Raw genomic sequence first — 17900 nt, forward strand, 5'->3', positions numbered from 1 at the left:
GCGTGGCCCCCTGGGGAATCGGGTGGTGGTCGGCCGTAGGCTGGGGACGTGACGGTACGTGTACGCTTCGCCCCTTCCCCGACCGGTATGTTCCACGTCGGCGGTGCCCGCTCGGCGCTGCAGAACTGGATCTACGCCAAGCAGCAGGGCGGGGTGTTCGTGCTGCGCATCGAGGACACCGACGCCGCACGCAACAAGCCCGAATGGACCGAGGGCATCCTGTCCGCGCTGGACTGGATCGGCATCGCCCGCGACAGCTACGAGGGGCCGTACTTCCAGTCGTCGTACGCCGCCGAGCACCGCGCCGCCGCGCAGCGGCTGCACGACGCCGGCCGCGCCTACTACTGCGACTGCACGCGGGAGGTGGTGCAGGCTCGCACCGGCTCGCAGTACGCCGGCTACGACGGCTACTGCCGTGACCGTGGCCTGGAGCCGGGTGCGGGCCGCGCGCTGCGCTTCCGGACGCCCGACGAGGGCGAGACCGTGGTGGTCGACCTGATCCGCGGTGAGCCGACCTTCGAGAATCGGCTCATCGAGGACTTCGTCATCGCCCGTGGCGACGGTTCCCCGGTGTTCCTGCTGGCCAACGTCGTGGACGACCTGACCATGGGGATCACCCACGTGATCCGGGCCGAGGAGCACCTGCCCAACACCCCGAAGCAGCAGTTGCTCTGGGACGCGCTCGGGGTGAAGCCGCCGGTCTGGGCCCACGTGCCGGTGGTGGTCAACGAGAAGCGACAGAAGCTCTCCAAGCGCCGCGACAAGGTGGCCCTGGAGGCGTACCGGGACGAGGGTTACCTCGCCGACGCCATGCGCAACTACCTGATGCTGCTCGGTTGGGCACCCTCGGGCGACCGGGAGATCGTGCCCTGGTCGGTGATCGAGGAGGAGTTCCGGCTGGAGGAGGTCAACCCCTCCCCCGCCTTCTTCGACGAGAAGAAGCTGCGCGCGTTCAACGGCGAGTACATCCGCGCGCTGCCGGTCGACGAGTTCGTCGCCGCCTGCCAGCCGTGGCTGAGCGGCACCGACACCATCGCCCCGCCGCCGTGGCGGCCCGAGGAGTTCGACGCCGAGGTGTTCGCCGCCGTGGCGCCGCTGGCGCAGACCCGGATCGCGGTGCTCAGCGAGATCGTGCCGAACGTCGACTTTCTCTTCGTGGCCGATCCGCTGATCGACGAGGCCGCCTGGGCCAAGGCCATGAAGGAGGGCGCGGCCGAACTGCTCGACGCGGCGATCGCCGGGTACGAGGCGCTGGCATCCTGGGACGCCGACGCGCTGAAGTCGACCCTGGAGGCGGTCGGCGCCGAGCGCGGGCTGAAGCTGGGCAAGGCGCAGGCGCCGGTCCGGGTCGCGGTCACCGGCCGCACCGTCGGGCTGCCGCTGTTCGAATCGCTGCAGGTGCTCGGCCGGGAGCGTACCCTGGCCCGGTTGCGCGCCGCCCGGGTCCGCCTGGTCTGACGGGTACGCCATCCCCGGCCGGGCGGCCGGGGATGGCTCAGGACCCCGCGGCGCAGCAGCGTGCGGCGGGGAAAGCTCAGGACCGCCGGCGGCGTAGCAGCAGCGCGCCGCCGAGCGCCACGGCCAGACCGGCGCCGAGCAGCCAGGGCCAGACTGGCGTGCCCTGGTTACCGGCGGCGGCCGGGGCCGGTCCGGTGGTGGTCGGGGCGCTTGCGCCCGGGGTGCCGGCCTGCGCGGGGGTCGTCGGCGCGACGGGGGAGGTGCTCACGGACGGGGTGGCGCTCGGCGCGGGCGACGACACCCCGGTGGTGAGGGTGAAGGTCACCTCTCCCTGCACCGGGTGGCCGTCGCCGGAGGCCACCCGATAGCCCACGATGTACTCGCCCGCCGGCCCGGGGGCGAACGGCACACGTACCCGGTTACCGGTGAAGCGCGGCTCGCCGCCGGCGGCCGGCACCCGACCCGGACCGACCACGGTGATCCTCGTGGTCGCCGGGTCCAGTTTCGACAGGAACCGCAGCTCCACCTGGGCCGGCGCGGTCGCCACCCGAGCCCCGTCGGCCGGGTTGCTGCCGGTCAGTGAGTTGTGCGCGACGGCCGGTGCCGCCGGCAGCAGAAGCGACACACCGAGCGCCGCGCCCATAACCACTGGCGTGGCGCGCGCCACACGTGCGACCCTGCCCCCCATGAGTCCCTCCGCAAAGGTACGATCCGCCCGCTGATCAAGGGTTGACCGTTCGTCGGATCCGGATCACAAATATTTCCACATACTGGTCGAGCAGCTGCAACCGATCGCCGTCCCACGGAGTCTCTGCGGTGGGCACCCGCCCGCGGCACGGTCACCGCCGTCGGCACACCAACGCGTGACCTGCAGCACAGCCATCCATCGAACGGGGCGAGGAGGCGGCGATGGTCGGACGGACGAGGCGGATGCTCGGGGTGCTCGCGGCGGTGACGGCGGCCCTGCTGTTGGGCCTGGGCACCGGTGCGCCGGCCCGGGCGGCCGGTGCCGCGCCGAAGCCGGCACCCGGGGTGGACATCACCGGCGTCGGGCTCGACGGGCCGCTGCGGCTGCGCTCGGACACCCAGTCCGCTCTCGTGCTAGCGGTGATCGACCAGGTCAACTGGTTCAGCCGCACCGGAGCGCGCACCGGCCCGAAGGTGGCCGACCTCGGTCCGAAGTACACCGTCGTGGTGCTCGCCGGGGACACCCCGAAGCAGACCTTCGACCTCTACCCGCTGGCCAAGGGCGGCCCTCGGGTGTACCGGCCGGCGAAGCAACCCGACGGGCGCAAGACCAGCGCGGGCTGGTTCCTCGGCCGGCTCAACATGTCCGAGACCCTGCGCCACGCCGGCGTGCCGCTGGAGCGGCGGTTCGACACCCTCAGCGGTGGCATCGGCGGCGGTGAACGGGTCATCCCAGAGGACGCGATCAACCCCGCCCGGGACATCGACACCGCGATCACCGAACTGCAGCGCCTGCTCCTGCTCAACCTGGGCGTGGTGCTCGTGATCACCACGGGGCTGGCCGGCATCGCCCTGCTGGTCCGCCGCCGCACCCGCTGACCAGGCCCGACCCCGGGGCCGGGCTCAGCTCACCAGGCCCGACCGGGGGCCGGGCTCAGCTCACCAGGCCCGACCGGGGGCCGGGCTCAGACCTCCAGCACCACCTTGCCGCGGACGTGCCCGGCCTGCACCAGGCGCTGCGCCGCCGCGGCCTGGGCCAGCGGGAACGTCCGCTCGACGTGCACGGTGAGCCGCCCGGCGTCGACCAGGCCGGCCAGCACCGTCAGGTCCGGGGTGGACGGGGTGACGAACAGGTAGCTGCCACCCAGCCGGGTGACGTGCTCCGGGTCGGCGACGGAGACCAGCCGGCCCGGGCGGGACAGCAGTGCGGCGGAGACGTGCAACGCCTCCCCGCCGAACAGGTCGAGCGCCACGTCCACCCCGTCCGGCGCGACCGCCCGGACCCGCTCGGCCAGCCCCACCCCGTGGCGGACCGGCTCGGCACCGAGCGAGCGGACGAAGTCGTGGTTGGCCTCGCCCGCCGTACCGATCACCCGATCCGCGCCGAGCGCCCGGGCGAGCTGCACCGCCAGGTGTCCCACCCCGCCCGCCGCGCCGTGCACCAGCACGGTGTCCCCCGCGCCGGTCCGCGTCGCCCGTAACGCCTGGTACGCGGTCAGCCCGGCCAGCGGCAGCCCACCCGCGACGGCCCAGGACGCCCGCACCGGCTTGTCCGCCAGGCAGCGCTCCGGAGCGGGCACCAGTTCGGCGTACGTGCCGTGCTGGATGTGGTCGCGCCGGACGTAGCCGATCACCTCGTCACCGACGGAGAACCCGGTCACCGCGGGGCCGACCGCCGCCACCACGCCGGCGGCGTCCCAGCCGGGCACCAACGGGAAGTGGCCGGGAATGGCCCCGGCGAGATGACCCTCGCGGATCCGCCAGTCGACCGGGTTCACCCCGGCTGCCCGCACCCGCACCAGGACCGTGTCCGGGCCGACGGGTGGGTCCGGGAGATCCCGCAGGGCGAGCCGGTCGGCCGAACCGTACGCGTCGATCGCGATCGCTTTCACACGTTCACGCTACTGGCCGTGCGGTGGGCGGACGATCAGCACCAGCGGTGCGGCGGCCGTTCCCGGCGGACCGGACGCCGCCCGGGGCGGACCGGGCCGTGCCGGTGCGCGCCGGCCCATCCGGCCAGCTCGCTGCGGCAGCCGCGCGACGCATCCCGCCCGGCCGGCTCGACGCCGTGGGTTCGGCCACCCGGCGGCTCCGGCGCGGGCGGTTCGGTCGCCCGCACGCCCGGGCACCCCTCCGGCCGCTCCTGGCCGGAACGCTGGCGCGGCACCGTCAGCTCGTCGTCGGCCCGCTCGGATCCCCGGGCGACCTGCTCGCTGGGGCAGGGCGCCGCGACCAGCCGGCGGTGCGGTCGGGCCGACCCCGTCTGGTCGTGCTGGCCCGGCCGGCAGGACTCGCCCTGGGCGCAGCCGTGGTCGGCCTCCCCGTGCGCCATACCGCGGTCTCCTCACGCTCGCGTCGCGCCGGAAGGTCGCCCCGGCGGCAGTGCCACCGTACTGGCCGGCACCGACGTTCCCTCCGGCACGTACCCCCGGTGCCGGCGTCACGGCCGGCGCGGAAGATCGTCTCCCGGTCCCGGGACGCGACCGGGCGGATCACGACGGCGACGGTGGGGCCGACTTGCGTCTCCGGCCGGGGCGGCCGCGGGGCCGCCCGGAGCTCGACGCCGGGTGGGGACGTGACAGGCTGAGGCGGTGAGCGAACCGGGCGGGACGGAACTGGCGGCCACGCTGCGCCGGATCGAACGGGCGGCGGGGGCGCTGGCCACCGCGAGCGTCTCCCGGATGGACGAGACCCTGCCCTGGTTCCGGGATTTGCCGGCCGACCAGCGGTCCTGGGTCATGCTGGTGGCGCAGGCCGGCGTCCGGTCCCTGGTGCAGTGGCTGCGCGGCGGCGGCGGGACACCGGACGCGACCCAGGAGGTCTCCGACGAGGTCTTCGCCACCGCCCCCCAGGCGCTGGCCCGTTCGATCACCCTCCAGCAGACCGTGGCGCTGATCAAGGTGACCATCGACGTGGTCGAGGAGCAGGTGGGGCACCTGGCCGTCCAGGGCGAGGAGCAGCGGTTGCGGGAGGCGGTGCTGCGCTTCTCCCGGGAGATCGCCTTCGCCGCCGCCCGGGTGTACGCCCGCGCCGCCGAGTCCCGCGGTTCGTGGGACGCGCGGTTGCAGGCCCTGCTGGTGGACGCGCTGCTGCGCGGCGACTCCCCGGACGTGTTGGCCAGCCGGGCCGCGGCGCTCGGCTGGGCGGACGCCCCGCCGGTGGCGGTGGCAGTGGGCCGTTCCCCGGGCGGTGAGGTCGCCGCCGTGCTGCACACGGTCTACCGGCACGCCCGCCGGATCGGGGTGGAGGTGATCGGCGGGGTGCACGGCGACCGGCTGGTCATCGTGCTCGGTGGGGCCGCCGATCCGCTCGCCGCCACCGAGAAGCTACTGCCCGCGTTCGGTACGGGTCCGGTGGTGGTGGGGCCGGCCGTACCCAGTCTGGACGAGGCGACGGAGTCGGCGCGGGCCGCGCTGGCCGGCTTCCGGGCGGCGCCGGCCTGGCCGACCGCGCCGTGCCCGGTGCCGGCGGCGGCGCTGCTGCCCGAGCGGGCCCTGGCCGGCGACGCCGAGGCCCGCCGGCGGTTGCGGCACGACGTGTACGCGGCGCTGGTGCGGGCCGGTGGCGAGCTGCTGGAAACCCTGGACGCCTTCCTCGCCGCCGGCGGGACGCTGGAGAGCGCCGCCCGGGCGCTCTTCGTGCATCCGAACACGGTCCGCTACCGGCTGCGCCGGATCGCCGAGGTGACCGGCTTCTCGCCGCTGGCGCCCCGGGACGCCTTCGCGCTGCAGGTGGCGCTCACGGTGGGTCGGCTCGACCCGGTGGCCCCGGTGGTAGCAGCAGCCCCGAGTCCGACATTGCCGCCAACAGTTAGGAAAACATCACAATCAAGCGATGATCGGCGTTGATGTTTGTAGGTTTCCTCCAAACGTTCTAGTGCGGTTTGGTCGGTGTCGGCACAGCGCTACCCACGCGTATCCAGCAGAGTTTTAGACGTGCTCGCCGTACTCTCACCCGGCCAGGGTTCCCAGAAACCCGGCTTCCTGACCCCCTGGCTCGACCTGACCGGCACCGAGGCGCGGCTGCGCTGGTGGTCCGCGCTCGCCGGGGTCGACCTGGTGCACCTCGGCACGAAGGCCGACGCCGACGAGATCAAGGACACCGCCCGCACCCAGCCGCTGCTGGTGGCCGCCGCCCTGCTCGCCGCGGAGCACCTGCCGATGTACGACGTCGCCGTCACCGCCGGGCACAGCGTCGGGGAACTGGGCGCGGCCGCGCTGGCCGGGGTACTCCCCGCCGAGGTCGCGATCACCCTCGCCGGGGTGCGCGGCCGGGAGATGGCCGCCGCCTGCGCGCTGGAGCCGACCGGGATGGCCGCCGTGCTCGGCGGCGACCCGGACGAGGTGCTCGCCGCCATCGAGGCGCACGGGCTGCACCCGGCCAACCGCAACGCCGCCGCCCAGGTCGTCGCCGCCGGCAGCCTCGACGGGCTGGACAAGCTCGCCGCCGAGCCGCCGGCGAACACCCGGATCACCCGGCTCAAGGTCGCCGGGGCGTTCCACACCCCGTACATGGCCCCCGCCGAGGCCGCGCTGGCCGGCGTGGCGGCCGGGATCACCCCGACCGACCCGGCCCGCATCCTGCTGTCCAACCTCGACGGCGCGGCGGTCAACCACGGCCGGGAGATGGTCCAGCGGCTGGTCCGGCAGGTCACCGCGCCGGTCCGCTGGGACCTGTGCATGCGTACCCTGGCCGACCTGGGCGTCACCGCCGTGATCGAGCTGCCTCCGGCCGGCACCCTGGCGGGCCTGATCAAGCGCGAGCTGAAGGCGACCGGCGTTCCGGAGATCGTCACCCTGAACACCCCCGACGACCTGCCCGCCGCCCGTGACCTGATCGCCCGGCACAGCGGCCTCGGCGGGCACGAGCCGGTGATCCAGTTCCGGGTCGTCGTCGCCCCCGCCGCGGGCACCTTCGAACCGGTCGCCGCGCTCGCCGAGGGCGCCGACCTGCGCACCGGCCAGGTGATCGGCCACATCGCCACCCGACAGGGGCCGGTCGAGGTGACCGCACACGACAGCGGGCTGCTCACCGAGTGGCTGGCCCACCACGACGACCCGGTCGCGCCGGGTCAGCCCCTCGCCCGCATCGGAGGCCAGGCATGAGCGTCACCGGAAGCCGGATCGCGGCGCTCGGGCACTACCAGCCCTCCCGGGTGGTGACCAACGACGACATCGCCCAGCTCGTGGACACCAACGACGAGTGGATCCGGGACCGCGTCGGGATCGTCAGCCGGCGGATCGCCGACGGCGAGTCGGTGGCCGACATGGCGACCGCCGCCGCCGGCAAGGCGCTGGCCAACTCCGGCCTCAGCGCCGCCGACATCGACCTGGTCGTCGTGGCCACCTGCACGTCCATCGACCGCAGCCCGAACGTGGCCTGCCGGGTCGCCGCCCGGCTGGGCATCACCGCCCCGGGGGCGTACGACCTGAACACCGCTTGCTCGGGCTTCGCGTACGCGCTGGGCACCGTCGACCACGCGATCCGGGCCGGCGCGGCCCGCAACGCGATCGTCATCGGAGCGGAGAAGCTTTCCGACTTCACCGACTGGACCGACCGTTCGACCTGCATCATCTTCGCCGACGGCGCGGGCGCCGCGGTGGTCACCGCCACCACCGGCGACGAGCCGGCCGGGGTCGGGCCGGTGGTCTGGGGCTCGGTGCCGGAGAAGAGCGACGCGGTACGCATCGAGGGCTGGCAGCCGTACGTCGCGCAGGAGGGGCAGGCGGTGTTCCGTTGGGCCACCACCGCGCTGGCCCCGCTGGCCCTCCAGGCGTGCGAGCGGGCCGGGGTGGCCCCGTCCGAGCTCGCCGCGTTCGTACCGCACCAGGCCAACGGCCGGATCATCGACGGCATCGCCAAGCGGCTGGGCATCCCGCAGGCGATCATCGCCAAGGACATCGTCGAGTCCGGCAACACCTCGGCGGCGAGCGTGCCGCTGGCCCTGTCGAAGCTGGTCGAGCGGCGGGAGGTGCCCTCGGGCGCCCCGGTGCTGCTGTTCGGCTTCGGCGGCGGCCTGACCTACGCAGGTCAGGTCGTCCGCTGCCCGTGAAGACCCGGCCGGTCCCACCGTGCCGCCCCGCCGCCCGGCGGAGAACAACACCTATGGAGAGGAAACCCACCGCAATGACCCGTGACGAGATCACCACCGGCCTCGCCGAGATTCTCGAAGAGGTTGCCGGGGTGAACCCGGACGACGTGGCCGAGGGGAAGTCCTTCACCGACGACCTCGATGTCGACTCGCTCTCCATGGTGGAGGTCGTGGTGGCGGCGGAGGAGAAGTTCGGCGTCAAGATCCCGGACAACGAGGTGCAGAACCTGAAGACCGTCGGGGACGCCGTCAGCTACATCGAGGCGCAGTCCTGATCATGAGTCGTATCGACGTCGTCGTCACCGGGATCGGCGCGACCACCCCGCTGGGCGGGGACGTCGCGTCAACCTGGGACGCCATGCTCGCCGGCCGCTCCGGGGTGGGTCCGCTCACCCAGGAGTGGGCCGGGCAACTGCCCGTCCGCATCGCCGCCCAGCTCGCGGTCGACCCCTCCGAGGTGCTGGAGCGGGTCAAGCTGCGCCGGCTGGACCGCTCCGAGGCGATCGCCCTGATCGCCGCGGAGCAGGCCTGGGCCGACGCCGGCCTCGCCGACTCCGGGCTGGACCCGGAGCGGCTGGCGGTCAGCGTCGGCTCCGGCATCGGCGGCGCCACCACCCTGCTCGCCCAGGACGACATCCTGGAGGCGTCCGGCCCGCGCCGGGTCTCCCCGCACACCATCCCGATGCTGATGCCGAACGGACCGGCCGCCTGGGTCGGGCTGGAACTGGGTGCCAAGGCCGGGGTGCACACGGTGGCCAGCGCCTGCGCCACCGGCGCCGAGGCCATCGCGCTCGGGCTGGACATCATCCGCGCCGGCCGGGCCGACGTGGTGGTGGCCGGCGGCACCGAGGCGGTCATCCACCCGCTGCCGCTCGCCGGTTTCAGTTCCATGCGGGCCATGTCCACCCGCAACGACGAGCCGGAGCGGGCCTCCCGCCCGTGGGACAAGGGTCGCGACGGCTTCGTCCTGGGCGAGGGCGCCGGCATCGTGGTGCTGGAGCGCGCCGACCACGCCGCCGCCCGCGGCGCCCGGGTGTACGCCCGCCTCGCCGGCGCCGGCATCACCTCCGACGCGTACGACATGGTGCAGCCACATGCCGAGGGCGAGGGCGCGATCAGGGCAATCCGGAAGGCGATCGCGGACGCCGACGTGGCCAGAATGGACATCATGCACGTCAACGCGCACGCCACGTCGACGCCGGTGGGCGACATGCTGGAGATCGCCGCGTTGCACCAGGCCGTCGGGGACCACCCGGTGCTGGCGGCGACCAAGTCGATGACCGGTCACCTGCTCGGCGCGGCCGGGGCGCTGGAGTCGATCGCCACCATCCTGGCCATCCGCGACGGTGTCGTCCCCCCGACGATCAACCTGGACGACCCGGACGACGGCCTGACCCTGGAGGTGGCCGCACACGAGGCGCGCCACATGGAGATCCCCGCCGCGCTGAACAACGCGTTCGGATTCGGCGGCCACAACGTGGCTCTCGTCTTCACGCGGGCCTGAGACCACAGCCTTGGAGGCTCAAGTGACCACGACCGCCGTCAGCGCGGACACCTCGACCACCGACTACCGCGATCCCGAGGTCCGGCTCCGGGCCCTGTTCGACGCCGGCTCGCTGCGCCTGCTGGCGCCGCGGGACACCTCGGGCGTGCTCTGGGCACGGGGGGAGATCGACGGTACGCCGGCGATCGCGTACGCCACCGACGGCACCCGGATGGGCGGCGCGATGGGCACCGAGGGCTGCCGGCACATCGTCGACGCGATCGACACCGCCGTGCGGGAGCGGGTGCCGGTGCTCGGTCTCTGGCACTCCGGCGGCGCCCGGCTGGCCGAGGGCGTGGTCGCGCTCGACGCCGTCGGGCACGTCTTCGCGGCGATGGTGCGGGCCTCCGGCCGGGTGCCGCAGATCTCGGTGGTGCTCGGCCCGGCGGCCGGCGGCGCGGCGTACGGTCCGGCGCTGACCGACATCGTGGTGATGAGCGGGACGGGCCGGATCTTCGTCACCGGGCCGGAGGTGGTCCGCAGTGTCACCGGCGAGCAGGTCGACATGGAGCGCCTCGGCGGTCCCGAGGCGCACGGCCGGCGCTCCGGGGTGGTGCACGTGACGTGCGCCGACGACGCCGCGGCGATGACGGAGGCGCGCAAGCTCGCCGCGTTGCTCGGGCACCAGGGTCGGCTCTGTCCGGACGACGTGCCGGTGGGTGACGAGAACCACGACCTGGCCGCGCGGATGCCCGCCGAGACCAACCGGGCGTACGACGTGAAGCCGGTGGTCAAGGCGCTGCTCGACACCCCCGGTGTGGAGCTGCACGCCAAGTGGGCACCGAACGTGGTCACCACGCTCGGCCGGTTCGCCGGTCGTACGGTCGGCGTTATCGCCAACAACCCGCTGCGGCTCGGTGGCTGCCTCGACGCGTCCAGCGCCGAGAAGGCAGCCCGGTTCGTGCGGATGTGCGACTCGCTGGGTGTGCCGCTGATCGTGCTGGTCGACGTCCCCGGCTACCTGCCCGGGCTGGGCCAGGAGTGGGACGGCGTGGTCCGGCGCGGAGCGAAGCTGCTGCACGCCTTCGCCGAGGCGGTGGTGCCGCGGGTGACGCTGGTGACCCGCAAGGCGTACGGCGGGGCGTACATCGCGATGAACTCCCGCTCGCTCGGCGCGACCGCGGTCTTCGCCTGGCCGAACGCGGAGGTCGCGGTGATGGGCGCCAGCGCGGCGGTGAACATCCTGCACCGCAAGAAGCTCGCCGCCGCCCCAACGGAGGAGCGGGAGGCGCTGCGCGCGCAGTTGATCGAGGAGCAGACCCGGGTTGCCGGCGGAGTGAACCGGGCGCTGGAAATCGGCGTGGTGGACGACGTGATCAAGCCGGAGGAGACCCGGCGCCGGCTCGCCGAGGCGCTGGCCGCCGCGCCGGCCGCGCGGGGCGCCCACGGCAACATCCCGCTGTAGCACCGGACACACCCGGGGGTCCGCGCTCATCGAGCGCGGACCCCCGGTCGTCTCAGCCCCGGTTGCGGGGGTGCTGACTGGCGGTCCGCTCGTTGCCCCGGCGGTAGTTGCCCGTCCAGCGGGCCATCACCAGCTGCGGGTCGTCCTCGATCTCGGCGAGGAACTCCGCCGCCCGGCCGCCCCGCAGCGTGCCGGCCACCCGCCCGTGGTGGGTGATCACCACGGTGCCGTCGGCCCGCCGCACGTACCCGAAACCCTGCGCCGTTCCCATGCCGGCGTGGCTGCCAGCCGCAGCCCACCACCGCGAGCGGTATTCCAGGTTGACTCTCCAGCGGCTGGAGACTGGAGGCTGACCGACGTGGACGACCGCACCGAACTGTTCACCATCGGGCAGCTCGCCCGCCGGACCGGCCTGCCGGTCCGGACCATCCGCTTCTGCTCCGACCTCGATCTGCTGTCGCCGACCGGCCGTTCGCCGGGCGGCTACCGGCGCTACGCCGTGGCCCGCCTGGTCGCCGCCCTCCGCGCGGCCAGCTGAGCCGACGTCGTATCCGAGGGCCGGCCGGCCCTCGGATACCGCCCTCCCGGATGCCACGCCGCCGCCGGGCGCGAACGGGTTTGACGCCGGCTGCCCGTACCGCTTTGATAAGGCCCGCTGAAGGTCGTCAACGGGGGATGGACACCATGCATCCACGTACCCACGCCACCCTGCTGGCCGCGCTCACTCTCTGCCTGCTCGCCGGCTGCGCCGAGGACAAGGAACAGCCGGCGGCCGACGGCTCGCCGTCACCGAGCACCACCGCCTCGCCGGCGGTCCCCGGGCCGCCCTGGCACGACGAGATCGCACCGGCACCGGCCGGCACCACGGTCGGCGGCAAGGGCAGCGGCTGCGAACTGCCGCTCACCTTCTCCATCGGGCCGGACCGCACGGCGAAGCCGATCAAGGTGCCCGAGGGCGAGTTGGGTGAACTGCTCGGCGAGGAGCTGACCAAGCGGGGCGGCGCGACGGTCCGGTGCGAGGTCGACGGCCGGGCCGCCGGTGCCGGTTTCCTGCGGGTGTGGCTCACCGACCAGCCCACCACCGATCCACGACCGGCGCTGGAGGCGTTCGTCGCCGGTGACGAGAAGGCCAGCGACCCGCGGTACCGGACGGTGCGGGCCGGCGGCGCGGACGCGGTCGAGGCGTCCTGGATCTCCACGAACGAGCTGCTGGAGGAGGAGCACCGGCAGTGGGCCCTGGCGGTCCGGGCCGGCGACCGAGCCGTGCTGCTGACCGTGAGCGAGGGGCTGGTCGCCGAGGTCGGCGACGTCCTGCCCGGGTACCGCCTGGCCGGGCGGACGGTCGCCGTCACCGGCTGACGTCCACCCGGGTCGGCGGACGTCAGCGGCAGCTGGTGGCGGGCAGGCCGGGCACCGGAACCGGCGACCGGCCGGTCGGTCGGGCCTTGCCGGCCAGCACCCGGGCGAGCCCGGTCATCGAGGCGCGGCTGGACGAGTAGGTGGCCAGCAGGGCCGGTGAGGTCGCCTGCCCCAGCACGTACGGGGTGTCCATGGCGACGGTCACCGCCGCGTCGGCGTTCAGGTCGCCGGCCCCGTCGCCGTACCCGACCAGGTGCACCTCGGTGCCGCCACGCGGCACCACCTTCACCCCGGCAGCGGTGAGCGCCTCGGCCAGCAGTGTCCGGGTACGCTCCCGACCGTTGGCGGCGGTGACGGTGACCGGGCCGGGTACGGGCGCGGCGCAGTTGCCCCGCAGCATGGTGACGGCCGCCGCCGCGAGGGCGTCGGCGGCCTGGCGGTGCGCCGGGCTGTTCAGCGTGGACATCGCCGGGGCGGGCCGGTCGGCCAGCCGGAACTTCATGGTCAGCACCCGGGTGGCCGCCTCGACCAGCCGGTCGCGGGGCAGCGTCCCGTCGCGCAGCGCGGCGAGCAGCCCGTCGTACGCCTGACCGACGTTCGGCGGCATCAGGATCAGGTCGTTGCCGGCCAGCAGCGCCTTCACCGCCGCCTCGCCCGGGGGGTACCGCTTGGCCGGCGCCATGTTCATCCCGTCGGTGATCACCACGCCGGTGAAGCCGAGCTGGCCGCGCAGCACGTCGGTGAGCAGTTTGCGGGAGAAGGTGGCCGGGGTGCCCGGGTCGATCGCCTTGACGTCCAGGTGCGCCGACATCACCGCCATGGCGCCGGCGTCGATGCCGCCGGCGAACGGCGGGAACGCCAGCCGGTCCAGCTCGCCGCGGGGCTGGGTGATCTCCGGCAGTTCCTTGTGCGAGTCGTCGGCGCTCAGGCCGTGCCCGGGGAAGTGCTTGACGCTCGCCGCGACCCCGGCGCTCTGCAAGCCCCGCACGGCGGCGGCGACCTGGGCCGCGGCGCCCTTCGGGTCGGCGCCGAAGGAGCGGGAGCCGATCACCGTGCTGCGGGTGGCGAGCACGTCGGCGACCGGCGCGAAGTCCAGATTGATCCCCATCGCCGCCAGCTCGCCGCCGGCGGCCCGCCAGGCGGCCTCGGTCAGCGCCGGTCTGCCGGCCGCCCCGGCGGCGAGGGCGCTGGGCAGGATGGTCACCCCGTCGGTGACCCGGGTGACCACGCCGTACTCCTGGTCGGTGCCGACCAGGAAGGGTGCGACGCCGGTGGGCAGCTTCGCGGCGGCCGCGCGCAGCCCGTCGGTCAGCTCACGAACCTGCTTCGGGCTGTCGACGTTGGTGGTGCTCTGGTTGCCTGAGGTCGGGTCGTCGGCGCTGAAGCCGACCAGGATCAACCCGCCGAGGCGGTACTTCGCCACCATCTCGGCCGGGGTGTCGACGCCGCCGAGGGCACGGTTTCCGGCGGCGGAGGCGGGGGTGACCGTGGTGGCCGAACTGCCGTACGCGTACGGCATCAACACCTGGCCGGCCAGGTCCTCGTCGGAGAGGGTGCCGGCCAGGGCTGCGGCGCGGGCGCTCGGGTCGGTGGCGGTGCTCGCTGCCGGGCTCGGATCGGTGGGGCTCGGGCTGGCGGCCGGGGCCGACGGGCTCGAAGCGGGTCGGGGCTGCCCGGTCGCCGCGCATCCGGGCAGGAGCAGCGCGGTCAGGGCGGTGAGAGCGACGCCGGCACGTCGCGGGGAAATCGGCACGCGCCCCATCAAACCCGGCGTCGCGTGGCTGCGGCAACCGGGCCGGTCGGCGGGCCGCGGTGGGGCGTGCCGGTCCGCGCCCGGCTGTCCGGGTCCGGTTTCCGGCTCAGCCCACCCGGGTGAGCAGGGTCACCGGGGCGCCGTCGCCGGCGTGCCGGTAGGGCTCCAGTTCGGCGTCCCACGGGGTGCCGAGTGCCTTGTCCAGGGCGTGCGCCAGCGCCTCCGGCCCACGGGCGGCGGCCATCATGCTGCGTAGCCGGTCCTCGCCGAGCTGGATGTCGCCGGCCGCACCGACGGTGGCCCGGAACAGGCCACGGCCCGGCACGTGCATGAAGCGCTCCCCGTCCGCGCCCGGACTGGGTTCCTCGGTCACCTCGAAACGGATCATGGGCCACTGCCGGAGGGCAGCAGCCAGCTCGGCACCCGTCCCCGGGCGACCGGTCCACCCGCACTCGGCCCGGCGGGCGCCGGGATCGACGGGCTGAGCCGTCCACTGCAGGTTGACCGGCGCGGCGAGGACGCGCGCGATCGCCCACTCGACGTGTGAGCACACGGCGAGCGGGGTCGAGTGGACGTATACGACGCCACGCGTTGGCACGGTGACCTCCCGGAGAGCGAGGTGCGTCTTCCCCTACGACCTCGACCACCCGGCGGCCTCTGCAACACATGATGACTGCTGTGACGGATGGTGCGCCAGGGAATCGGGAAATCCGCGGCGGGGAAATAGCCGGCGACCGGCCCCGGTTGTGTCCCTGCGACAGGCACGGTGACCAGCCAGGCGTCGTGGTCGTGTACAGTTCTCTGGGCGGTTCTGTGCCGCCGCACATCTTCGCGGGCCGAGGCTCATCCGGGCGTCACCCGCATCAGCCCCCGGACGGTTCCCGTCCTCCCGTACGTCTGCAAGGAGTACCTCCGTGGCGAGCAACACCTCTAAGACCGCGCGCGCGTCAGTCCGGGCCGGCCAGGCTGGCCAGGGTGGCGCCCTCAGCGTGCTGGGCGAGTTCAAGTACCTCATCCCGCTCAACGGCGGCAAGCACGCCTACGTGCGCAACCTGACCAACGGCAAGACCGCGCACCTGCGCACCGACTCCGAGGCGTTCGTCGAGGAGATCCGGGTGCTGGCCGCCGCCGGCCACGCCGCCAAGATCCGCGCCGAGATCAACAACCTCGCCGCGGCCCACCCCGACCACGGCTGGGACAAGACCGAGAAGCGTCTCGTCGAGGCCGGCGTCTTCGAGGGCTGAGCCCTCCCCGAGGCACACCGTGAACGCCCGCCGGTATCACCCGGCGGGCGTTCACGCATCCCCGGCCGGGGTTCACACATCCCCCCGGTTGGCGTCGCGACAAGATCGACTCCGGTTGCCCACACCGCGGCATCCAGCCCGTCGGGCGGTGCCACCTGGCGCAATTCGCGAGACGGCCTCGCGGCCGGCAGGACCAACTCGCCGACGGCCTGGGCGGCTCACCGGTCGAGGAGGGCCACCTCCCCGGTGGCCAGGTCGTACAGGGCCCCGATGACGTCGACCCTCCCCGCCGTGACCGGCCCGGCCAGCAGCTCGTCGGCGCGCAGCGCGGCCACCGTGCGCCGCACGTGCCGCCGTACCGCCATCGGGTGCACCGCCGGGTCGTCCGCGCCCACCTCGGTCACCGCCGGGGCGATCTGGTCCACCACGTACGCCAGTGCGCCGCCGGGCCGTCGGCCGCTGCGCAGGGTGTCCACCGCCGAGGCGACCGCACCGCAGCGCTCGTGCCCGAGCACCATCACCAGCGGCACCCCGAGCTGGTCCACCACGTACTCGACGGAACCGCGCACCGCCCGGTCGAGCACGTGCGCGCCGGTGCGGATCACGCAGATCGACCCGAAGGTCTGGTCGAAGATCGCCTCCAGCGGCACCCGGGAGTCGACACAGCCCAGCAGGACGGCGTACGGCTGCTGGTCACCGGAGGCCACGGCCGCGGCGGCGGTGACGTCGTGCCCGTGCACCGGTCGGCCGCTGACGAACCTCCGGTTGCCGGCCAGCAGCTCGGCCAGCGCCGCCCGGGGCGTCCGGCGCGCGGCGGGGTGCGAAACGGTCATGTCGCCCAGTGTGGTCACCGAGCCCGCCCCGGGGCCAGCCGCCGCACCCACCGGTGCCGCCGATCCTCACAGATGTTTCCGGGTCGACGCCGGAAGTCACGCCGGAAACGGGGTGCGTACGCACGGTCGCGGCGGTTGGATCTCGGGCGTGACGCTTGATCTTCTTCGTCCCCGCAAGGCCCGACCCGGCGACCGCATCGCGGTCCTCTCGCCGTCGTTCGCGGCGCCGGGCGTCTATCCCGAGGTGCACGAGCAGGCCATGCGACGGCTGGCCGAGGTGACCGGCCTCGTTCCGGTCGAGTACCCGACCACCCGCAGGGTCGGTGCCACCCCGCAGGCGCGGGCGGCGGACATCAACGCCGCCTTCGCCGACCCCGAGGTCCGGGCGATTCTCGCCGTCGTCGGCGGCGACGACCAGATCACGGTCATCCCGCACCTGGACGCCGACCTGCCCCGCGCCGACCCGAAGCCGTTCCTCGGCACCAGCGACAACACGAACCTGCACCACTGGCTCTGGGCACTGGGCGTCGCGAGTTTCTACGGCGGCTCGTCCCAGGTGCACCTCGGGCCCGGGCCTGCCGTGGACGACATCCACGCGCGATCACTGCGGGCCGCGCTGCTCACCGGGGAGCGCCTCGAGATCACCGATCCGGGTGAGTCCGAGGACGTCGGGATCGACTGGGCCGACCCGCGGGCGTTGGAGTCCTTCGGCGAACGCGAGCCGACCGAGCCGTGGAGCTGGTACGGGCCGCGCCGCCGCGTCACCGGCATCACCTGGGGCGGCTGCCTCGAAGTCATCGAGTGGATCCTGACGGCGGGTCGCTTCCCGTTCCCACCGGAAGCCCTGCGGGGCGGGGTGCTGCTCATCGAGACGTCCGAGGAACTGCTGCCCGCGCGCCAGGTCGGCCGGATCGTCCGTTCCCTCGGCGAGCGCGGCATCCTCGGCGCGGTCGACGCGGTCCTGGTCGCCCGCCCGCCGGTCTCCGACCTCACCCGCCGGCCCGCGGCCGAGGACCGGGCCCGGCTGCGCGAGCAGCAGCGGGACACGGTCGTCGAGGTGGTGACCGGCTACAACCCGCAGGCGGTCGTCTGCGTCGGCGTGCCGTTCGGTCACACCCGACCGCAGTGGATCCTGCCCCACGGCGGCCCCGTCACCGTCGACGGTGGCGAACGCCGGATCTTCGCCGACTACCGGTAGGCCCGTTCGATGTCGGTGCCCTCTGCGATGCTCGCCGAGCGTCGTGTGTGGAGGGTGGTGACCGGGGCGGTGATGGGGCGTTCACACGCGTTGTCCGGGGCGGTGACGTGGCTGGGTGGCTGCGCGCTGGCGGCCGGGCTGGGAGCGCGGCCCGCGGTCGGCACGGTGGTGGTCGGCGCGGCGGTCACCGCCGGCGCGGCGTTGCTGCCGGACCTCGACCATCCCGGGTCGGTCGTCGCCCGGTCACTGGGTCCGGTGACCCGCCTGATCGCCCGGGGCACGGCGGCGGGGGCGGCGGCGTTGCGGGCGGCCTCCTGCGGCTGCTGTAC

At 74.1% G+C, this 17900-nt stretch carries 20 protein-coding genes; 13 read left to right on the top strand and 7 right to left on the bottom strand.

Annotated elements, in window-relative coordinates; translation table 11 throughout:
• The first annotated feature begins 48 nt into the window (after positions 1-48).
• Positions 49-1458: a glutamate--tRNA ligase gene (gene gltX, locus E1182_RS20365; protein WP_132267690.1), complete on the top strand. Its 1410-nt coding sequence runs from the start codon at positions 49-51 to the stop codon at positions 1456-1458.
• Between the two features lie 76 nt (positions 1459-1534).
• On the opposite strand, the gene E1182_RS20370 is transcribed toward gltX, so the two are convergent.
• On the bottom strand, positions 1535-2125 hold the full coding sequence (locus E1182_RS20370) for a copper resistance CopC family protein (protein WP_243706327.1): 591 nt from the start codon (positions 2123-2125) through the stop codon (positions 1535-1537).
• A gap of 242 nt (positions 2126-2367) precedes the next feature.
• Between E1182_RS20370 and E1182_RS20375 the strand changes: the two genes are divergently transcribed.
• A complete protein-coding gene (locus tag E1182_RS20375; protein ID WP_132267694.1) occupies positions 2368-3024 on the top strand; it encodes a hypothetical protein in 657 nt (218 codons plus the stop codon).
• A gap of 86 nt (positions 3025-3110) precedes the next feature.
• Here the strand turns inward: E1182_RS20375 and E1182_RS20380 are convergent, their stop codons facing one another.
• Together E1182_RS20380 and E1182_RS20385 are read right to left on the bottom strand one after the other, a co-directional pair.
• Positions 3111-4037, bottom strand: a complete 927-nt coding sequence (locus E1182_RS20380; RefSeq protein WP_207921460.1) for an NADP-dependent oxidoreductase — start codon at positions 4035-4037, stop codon at positions 3111-3113.
• Between the two features lie 35 nt (positions 4038-4072).
• Complete coding sequence (locus E1182_RS20385; protein ID WP_132267696.1) at positions 4073-4477, bottom strand: hypothetical protein; 405 nt, start codon at positions 4475-4477, stop codon at positions 4073-4075.
• Positions 4478-4736: 259 nt separating this feature from the next.
• Between E1182_RS20385 and E1182_RS20390 the strand changes: the two genes are divergently transcribed.
• The 6 genes from E1182_RS20390 to E1182_RS20415 all read left to right on the top strand — a co-directional run bounded on the left by E1182_RS20390 (position 4737) and on the right by E1182_RS20415 (position 11184).
• Positions 4737-5993 carry a CdaR family transcriptional regulator gene (locus tag E1182_RS20390; RefSeq protein WP_132267698.1) on the top strand — a complete coding sequence of 419 codons (1257 nt, stop codon included), beginning with the start codon at positions 4737-4739 and terminating at the stop codon, positions 5991-5993.
• 87 nt (positions 5994-6080) lie between these two features.
• Positions 6081-7250, top strand: coding sequence for an acyltransferase domain-containing protein (locus tag E1182_RS20395; RefSeq protein ID WP_132267700.1), 1170 nt, complete (start codon positions 6081-6083; stop codon positions 7248-7250).
• Complete coding sequence (locus E1182_RS20400; RefSeq protein ID WP_132267702.1) at positions 7247-8197, top strand: beta-ketoacyl-ACP synthase III; 951 nt, start codon at positions 7247-7249, stop codon at positions 8195-8197. The genes E1182_RS20395 and E1182_RS20400 overlap by 4 nt, the downstream gene beginning before the upstream one ends.
• Before the next feature lie 74 nt (positions 8198-8271).
• On the top strand, positions 8272-8511 hold the full coding sequence (locus tag E1182_RS20405; protein WP_053653162.1) for an acyl carrier protein: 240 nt from the start codon (positions 8272-8274) through the stop codon (positions 8509-8511).
• A 2-nt stretch (positions 8512-8513) separates the two neighbouring features.
• Positions 8514-9740: a beta-ketoacyl-ACP synthase II gene (fabF, locus tag E1182_RS20410; protein ID WP_132267705.1), complete on the top strand. Its 1227-nt coding sequence runs from the start codon at positions 8514-8516 to the stop codon at positions 9738-9740.
• A 22-nt stretch (positions 9741-9762) separates the two neighbouring features.
• Positions 9763-11184, top strand: coding sequence for an acyl-CoA carboxylase subunit beta (locus E1182_RS20415; RefSeq protein ID WP_132267707.1), 1422 nt, complete (start codon positions 9763-9765; stop codon positions 11182-11184).
• 52 nt (positions 11185-11236) lie between these two features.
• Here the strand turns inward: E1182_RS20415 and E1182_RS20420 are convergent, their stop codons facing one another.
• Positions 11237-11455: a hypothetical protein gene (locus tag E1182_RS20420; RefSeq protein WP_132267709.1), complete on the bottom strand. Its 219-nt coding sequence runs from the start codon at positions 11453-11455 to the stop codon at positions 11237-11239.
• An 87-nt stretch (positions 11456-11542) separates the two neighbouring features.
• Between E1182_RS20420 and E1182_RS20425 the strand changes: the two genes are divergently transcribed.
• Both E1182_RS20425 and E1182_RS20430 read left to right on the top strand, forming a co-directional pair.
• Entirely contained in the window at positions 11543-11722 is a 180-nt protein-coding gene (locus tag E1182_RS20425) for a MerR family DNA-binding transcriptional regulator (protein ID WP_132267711.1), read from the top strand.
• 146 nt (positions 11723-11868) lie between these two features.
• The gene (locus E1182_RS20430) at positions 11869-12543 is read left to right on the top strand and encodes a lipoprotein (RefSeq protein WP_132267713.1); all 675 of its coding nucleotides are present in this window, start codon (positions 11869-11871) and stop codon (positions 12541-12543) included.
• A 22-nt stretch (positions 12544-12565) separates the two neighbouring features.
• On the opposite strand, the gene E1182_RS20435 is transcribed toward E1182_RS20430, so the two are convergent.
• Both E1182_RS20435 and E1182_RS20440 read right to left on the bottom strand, forming a co-directional pair.
• Entirely contained in the window at positions 12566-14305 is a 1740-nt protein-coding gene (locus E1182_RS20435) for a glycoside hydrolase family 3 protein (RefSeq protein WP_132267716.1), read from the bottom strand.
• A gap of 97 nt (positions 14306-14402) precedes the next feature.
• On the bottom strand, positions 14403-14894 hold the full coding sequence (locus tag E1182_RS20440) for a DUF3145 domain-containing protein (protein ID WP_132267719.1): 492 nt from the start codon (positions 14892-14894) through the stop codon (positions 14403-14405).
• Between the two features lie 316 nt (positions 14895-15210).
• Here E1182_RS20440 and E1182_RS20445 point away from each other — a divergent pair, with 316 nt between their 5' ends.
• Positions 15211-15540 (top strand): hypothetical protein, encoded by a 330-nt coding sequence (locus E1182_RS20445; protein WP_132267722.1) that lies wholly within the window; start codon positions 15211-15213, stop codon positions 15538-15540.
• 218 nt (positions 15541-15758) lie between these two features.
• On the opposite strand, the gene E1182_RS20450 is transcribed toward E1182_RS20445, so the two are convergent.
• Complete coding sequence (locus E1182_RS20450; RefSeq protein WP_132267724.1) at positions 15759-16373, bottom strand: carbonic anhydrase; 615 nt, start codon at positions 16371-16373, stop codon at positions 15759-15761.
• 244 nt (positions 16374-16617) lie between these two features.
• Here E1182_RS20450 and E1182_RS20455 point away from each other — a divergent pair, with 244 nt between their 5' ends.
• Together E1182_RS20455 and E1182_RS20460 are read left to right on the top strand one after the other, a co-directional pair.
• Positions 16618-17571, top strand: coding sequence for a S66 peptidase family protein (locus tag E1182_RS20455; RefSeq protein WP_371687579.1), 954 nt, complete (start codon positions 16618-16620; stop codon positions 17569-17571).
• A 9-nt stretch (positions 17572-17580) separates the two neighbouring features.
• The coding region (locus E1182_RS20460) for a metal-dependent hydrolase (RefSeq protein ID WP_243706328.1) at positions 17581-17900 on the top strand (320 nt) is incomplete at its 3' end.

This window comes from Micromonospora sp. KC721, from assembly GCF_004348355.1.
Classification (GTDB): domain Bacteria; phylum Actinomycetota; class Actinomycetes; order Mycobacteriales; family Micromonosporaceae; genus Micromonospora.

Excerpts from the sequence above, each read along its gene's own strand:
- E1182_RS20405 (WP_053653162.1), top strand. The coding sequence starts at position 8,272 with ATGACCCGTGACGAGATCACCACCGGCCTCGCCGAGATTCTCGAAGAG.
- E1182_RS20450 (WP_132267724.1), bottom strand. The coding sequence starts at position 16,373 with ATGACCGTTTCGCACCCCGCCGCGCGCCGGACGCCCCGGGCGGCGCTG.
- fabF (WP_132267705.1), top strand. The coding sequence starts at position 8,514 with ATGAGTCGTATCGACGTCGTCGTCACCGGGATCGGCGCGACCACCCCG.
- E1182_RS20430 (WP_132267713.1), top strand. The coding sequence starts at position 11,869 with ATGCATCCACGTACCCACGCCACCCTGCTGGCCGCGCTCACTCTCTGC.
- E1182_RS20375 (WP_132267694.1), top strand. The coding sequence starts at position 2,368 with ATGGTCGGACGGACGAGGCGGATGCTCGGGGTGCTCGCGGCGGTGACG.
- E1182_RS20420 (WP_132267709.1), bottom strand. The coding sequence starts at position 11,455 with ATGGGAACGGCGCAGGGTTTCGGGTACGTGCGGCGGGCCGACGGCACC.
- E1182_RS20385 (WP_132267696.1), bottom strand. The coding sequence starts at position 4,477 with ATGGCGCACGGGGAGGCCGACCACGGCTGCGCCCAGGGCGAGTCCTGC.
- E1182_RS20400 (WP_132267702.1), top strand. The coding sequence starts at position 7,247 with ATGAGCGTCACCGGAAGCCGGATCGCGGCGCTCGGGCACTACCAGCCC.
- E1182_RS20435 (WP_132267716.1), bottom strand. The coding sequence starts at position 14,305 with ATGGGGCGCGTGCCGATTTCCCCGCGACGTGCCGGCGTCGCTCTCACC.